The sequence below is a fragment of the Mesorhizobium sp. M1A.F.Ca.IN.020.03.2.1 genome (assembly GCF_004023205.1).
In the GTDB taxonomy this organism is placed as follows: Bacteria; Pseudomonadota; Alphaproteobacteria; order Rhizobiales; family Rhizobiaceae; genus Mesorhizobium.
Genome location: NZ_RZSV01000364.1, coordinates 1 through 3756, shown reverse-complemented (window position 1 = coordinate 3756; position 3756 = coordinate 1). Strand labels below are relative to the sequence as shown.

Annotated in this window: 7 protein-coding genes and 1 pseudogene; 5 read left to right on the top strand and 3 right to left on the bottom strand. The window is 60.9% G+C overall.

The genetic code is table 11. From position 1 onward, the window contains the following. Window positions 1-246: 246 nt before the first annotated feature. Both EOA79_RS30620 and EOA79_RS30615 read right to left on the bottom strand, forming a co-directional pair. Window positions 247-372: pseudogene (locus EOA79_RS30620) on the bottom strand (acyltransferase); the annotation flags it as partial. A 573-nt stretch (window positions 373-945) separates the two neighbouring features. Further along, window positions 946-1221, bottom strand: a complete 276-nt coding sequence (locus EOA79_RS30615) for a hypothetical protein (protein ID WP_091600633.1) — start codon at window positions 1219-1221, stop codon at window positions 946-948. 409 nt (window positions 1222-1630) lie between these two features. Between EOA79_RS30615 and EOA79_RS30610 the strand changes: the two genes are divergently transcribed. From EOA79_RS30610 to tnpB, 3 genes are read left to right on the top strand one after another with little or no spacing between them, the layout of a single operon-like run. Then, the gene (locus EOA79_RS30610; RefSeq protein ID WP_091600632.1) at window positions 1631-2104 is read left to right on the top strand and encodes a transposase; all 474 of its coding nucleotides are present in this window, start codon (window positions 1631-1633) and stop codon (window positions 2102-2104) included. A gap of 54 nt (window positions 2105-2158) precedes the next feature. Then, window positions 2159-2407: a transposase gene (locus EOA79_RS33950; RefSeq protein ID WP_236473611.1), complete on the top strand. Its 249-nt coding sequence runs from the start codon at window positions 2159-2161 to the stop codon at window positions 2405-2407. Continuing rightward, entirely contained in the window at window positions 2404-2559 is a 156-nt protein-coding gene (gene tnpB / locus EOA79_RS34200) for an IS66 family insertion sequence element accessory protein TnpB (RefSeq protein WP_084831567.1), read from the top strand. The genes EOA79_RS33950 and tnpB overlap by 4 nt, the downstream gene beginning before the upstream one ends. Window positions 2560-2605: 46 nt before the next feature. Here tnpB and EOA79_RS33945 read toward each other — a convergent pair whose 3' ends face one another. Then, window positions 2606-2854 (bottom strand): tyrosine-type recombinase/integrase, encoded by a 249-nt coding sequence (locus tag EOA79_RS33945; RefSeq protein WP_236372574.1) that lies wholly within the window; start codon window positions 2852-2854, stop codon window positions 2606-2608. Window positions 2855-3024: 170 nt separating this feature from the next. Here EOA79_RS33945 and EOA79_RS33940 point away from each other — a divergent pair, with 170 nt between their 5' ends. Together EOA79_RS33940 and EOA79_RS34195 are read left to right on the top strand one after the other, a co-directional pair. After that, window positions 3025-3468, top strand: a complete 444-nt coding sequence (locus EOA79_RS33940) for a hypothetical protein (RefSeq protein ID WP_245466780.1) — start codon at window positions 3025-3027, stop codon at window positions 3466-3468. A 93-nt stretch (window positions 3469-3561) separates the two neighbouring features. Further along, window positions 3562-3690, top strand: a complete 129-nt coding sequence (locus EOA79_RS34195; RefSeq protein ID WP_259980032.1) for a hypothetical protein — start codon at window positions 3562-3564, stop codon at window positions 3688-3690. The last annotated feature ends 66 nt before the right edge of the window (window positions 3691-3756 follow it).

Genomic DNA, 3756 nt, shown 5'->3' with positions numbered 1-3756 from the left:
GCCGACGAATGACGCAGGCATTCCCTCACCGCTCTCCGACTCGGCGCGTTTCTTGATCAGGGCAATGACGTCCGTTGCGAATTGATCGGCCATTCTGTTTCCTGTCTTTCTTTCCCGCGTTTCGACCCGGACCCGCGGCTCAGTTCCTGAGGCGCGCCGCGTCGCGAAAGCCATCACGCTTGTGCGACTGACAAAGCCCAATGCTCATAAAGCCGGATCAGGTCCGGCCGGTGTGTGGCGTAGGTGCAGTATGACGATGTGAGCCGCTACACCGTGCGCGTCGTAGCCGATTGCGCGGGCTTCCGGTCTCGCGCCGGCCCAACTGCGGCCGCTTTCGAATGGCTTTGCGTGGAAGGTTCCCAGTCTGTCCATAGGCTCGGAAGAAGTCGGACAGTTGACATGGCCGGTCAGTTGCAACTCCCTTTCCCAGCACTCCACTGCCCGGTAGAGCGCATGAAAGTTCTCCTTTCGGGCAGTTCTTAAGACGCTCGCCACGCCATGAGGCAGTGGGGCATCGGTGTGCGTCAGGTGCTTCTGCCCATGCAGGATTCCACAACATTGATGAAATCGTTTGTTTCGATGAAAGGCATCCACACTTTGGATAGTTGACCACGCGTTTCAAAGATCGTGAACTACATCTCGTCGTTGTGCTCGACGCACTTCCGACAAGTAACCTCACGGGCGCGGCATGCAGGATCCGAGCCCAGCCGGTCATGAGTGCGGCCTTGCCGGGTCGGGCGATAGGCAGTCATGCCCTTCCTGCGGGTCAAGCACTCCGAAAAAACATTTCCCCCATAAATGCTAGATCTTCCGCTGCCTTTTCGCGTCACAGGCCGTCAAACGTCCGGCCGTTCACAACAGTGATCCGGCAAGTGTTTGGCTGCGCGAGACGATGCTGCAGGGAGTCGTCCTGCATGGCACTTCGCTATGATGCTGCGGTGCCGTCTAACGGCGCCTCGTGTTTGAACACACTGAACGGCCACCGCGATCAAAATCGATGGTTCGAGGACCGTTGATCATCACCCCGCCAGCCTCGATCTTGTTTGCCGCCACGAGAGCGACACAGAGACTGCTGGTGAAGATGCCCGCCTGCCCGCTATGTTCGGGATGGTTGACCATCCCGGATGGACCCATCGAGGGTGTCAAGGCGAGCATGAGCACAGGCGCGAACAGTTCACGGGCAGGCGCGACGGTGGCCGCAAAGCAACGTCGCGCCAGCATGCGATCTCAGCAGGATCGGCACCATCCTGTCAGGGAGCAATGCGAGTGGCTGGCTTAGCCGCTGCGACGCTGCCCGGCATCGATGACGAGGACCTGGCGCCGTGCGAGGAGCAAGAGTAGACGGATAGTATGCGCGGGAGTGGCGACCGACCACCTTGTTTCTAAGGCAGACTGAAAGCGGCTCTTACCGGGCGGCTACGCTGTTTCAGAGACTGGGGCGTCGTGCACATCCAGCCGATACTCTTTGTTGCGGATTGCGAACCGATTGCATTGCCGCAGTTACTGGCATCATGTTAACGCGTCGGACGGCGACATTGGCGAGCACGGTTTTGTGGCCGCAGTTGACAAAGCCCATAAGTTCTAGATGCTGCGTGCTAGAATAGATGTTTGAAATCGCAGGGAGTTTCTGATGTCCAACCTTAAGGAAACTGAGGCAACCCAGGCAGCAGGCGAGGTGCCCGTGAAGGAACAGACACCCGATACAAAGGCGCCGAAGACGCGGAAGCGGACCGCGCAGCGCGCAGGTGCTATACGAACCAGAGCCGCCAGCTCGGCTCTTCAGGCGTCTTCATCTAAAGCGATCGCTTCGCCTACAGTCCGGGCAGCGCGGAGAAATTACTCTGAGAACGAGCGTGCCCAGAAGCTCGGCGAGATCGAGAAGCAGATCGGACGGGGAGAGAGTATCAAGGCAGCCGTTCAGAACGCTGGAATATCGGAACAGACGTACTATCACTGGAAAAGGGCTGCTGGGCAGACAACACAGAGCGATGAGCTCAAGGATCTTGTGAAGCTTGAAGAAGAGAACGCCCGTCTGAAGAAGCTCCTCGCTGACCGGCTCCGGAAAGAAAACGCCGAGCTCAGGAAAAAGCTCGGGCTTGCTTGAGCCCTTTGCCGCCATAGGCAAAAAGCCCGAGGGGCGGCTGACCTGAGCTCCAAGGTGACCTTCCTTTCTTCCTGTGACACAGCGAACAGCGTCGCGCCCAGCAGCCGATACTGGCGCAACGAGCTGTTTCGACCTGAGACCGGGCAGCCGGCAACTGAAGACGTTCTTGACGAACGCGCCCAGCCGCTCCCGCCGCCAGTGGTGATCGAGCTGGACGTCGCCGGCAAGGTGCGGCTGCGGATTCCACTGACCACGCCGCCAACACTGGCAGCGGCGATGGTGAAGGCGCGGGGCGTTTCATGATCCCGGTCCCGAGCCAGGTGCGGATCTGGTTGGCGGTGGGCCGGACCGATATGCGTCGCGGAATGCAGCGTCTCGCTCTGCAGGTTCAGGAGACATTGGGCCGGGATCCGCATTTATGCGTCGGGCGAGATTATGTGGCGGAGCCGCCCTGACCCCTTCGGACCGGCCAAACCCAGCTTGCCTCCGCCACATAAACATTCAGATGGAGTTCAGCAGTTGCAGAACGGAGTCATTTGGTCGGAAACGCACGCCGTGATCGCCGGTGACGCCCGCCTTCTCGAGTCCATTGCGCATCATCTCTACATCCGCTGTGGCATAGCGGTGGGTCGTGGCGACCCGTGCATGCCCGAGCCAGGCTTGGATCGTCAAAAGGTCCACGCCGGACTGGAGAAGCTTCATGGCGAGGGAGTGCCGGAAGATGTGCGGCGATATGGGCTTGTCGGCCAAAGCCGGTCTGGTAGGCCCGGCGCTCGTTGCGGGCGCCGAGGAATATCGGTCGCGGCTCGTGATGGGCGATCCCGCGCTCGCTCAACAAGGATGTCAGCGCCCGCAGCCGGGTCCTTAGCAATGGGGACGACGCGGTCTCTACGCCCTTTGCCGCGCAGCAGCACTTGTGGGTGCGGCCGCTCCAACTGAAGGTCGTTTGCGTTGACGCCGGTGGCTTCGGAGGCCGGGCGCCGGTTCGTGCCAAGAAAGAGCAGAAAGGCTCGGTCGCGCCGACCACGGGGCGTCTTTGGATCTGGCGCCGCGATGAGGGTGTCCACTTCGGCCGTGGTGAGGTGGTACGTCACGTCAATGTGCGTCCGTTTAATGGGAATCGTCAGCACGCGTTGGGCGACGCCGAAGGATGCCGGGTCGGCGGCAGCGACGTGGCGGAAGAAAGATCGGATCGCGGCCAAGCGGGCGTTGCGCGTGGTGACGGAATTGTTCCGCTTCTCCTCGAGTTCGTCGAGAAAAGCGAGAACGAGATCTCGATCAGCTCTTCGAGCGCCAACGCCCCCGGCTTCTTCCGCAATCGGGCGGCGGCAAAGAGGATCAGCATGCGCAAGGCATCGCGATAGCTGGCCACGGTCGCGGGAGTCGCATTGCGCTGCTTCGTCAGGCGCCGGCGGAAATAGGACTCCAGGAGCGGCGCTAGGAGTAGGTGTTAACTCATGCTGCTCCTTGAGCGCGCCGCCATCGAGTGCCACCTCGGCTTGATCAATCAGATCAACGAGGCGTTGACGGTGGTCGAGGCGGATATCGCGGTGGTGCCCACTAGGATCCGACAATCCGTCGCCTGATGACGTTGCCTCCGTCACCGTGGGTGCGAACGTTGCCGCGGCAATCGGCAACATTCGCACCCACGG

Coding starts and splice junctions, on each gene's coding strand:
- EOA79_RS30615 (WP_091600633.1), bottom strand. CDS start 1,221: ATGCTGGCGCGACGTTGCTTTGCGGCCACCGTCGCGCCTGCCCGTGAA.
- EOA79_RS30610 (WP_091600632.1), top strand. CDS start 1,631: ATGTCCAACCTTAAGGAAACTGAGGCAACCCAGGCAGCAGGCGAGGTG.
- tnpB (WP_084831567.1), top strand. CDS start 2,404: ATGATCCCGGTCCCGAGCCAGGTGCGGATCTGGTTGGCGGTGGGCCGG.
- EOA79_RS34195 (WP_259980032.1), top strand. CDS start 3,562: ATGCTGCTCCTTGAGCGCGCCGCCATCGAGTGCCACCTCGGCTTGATC.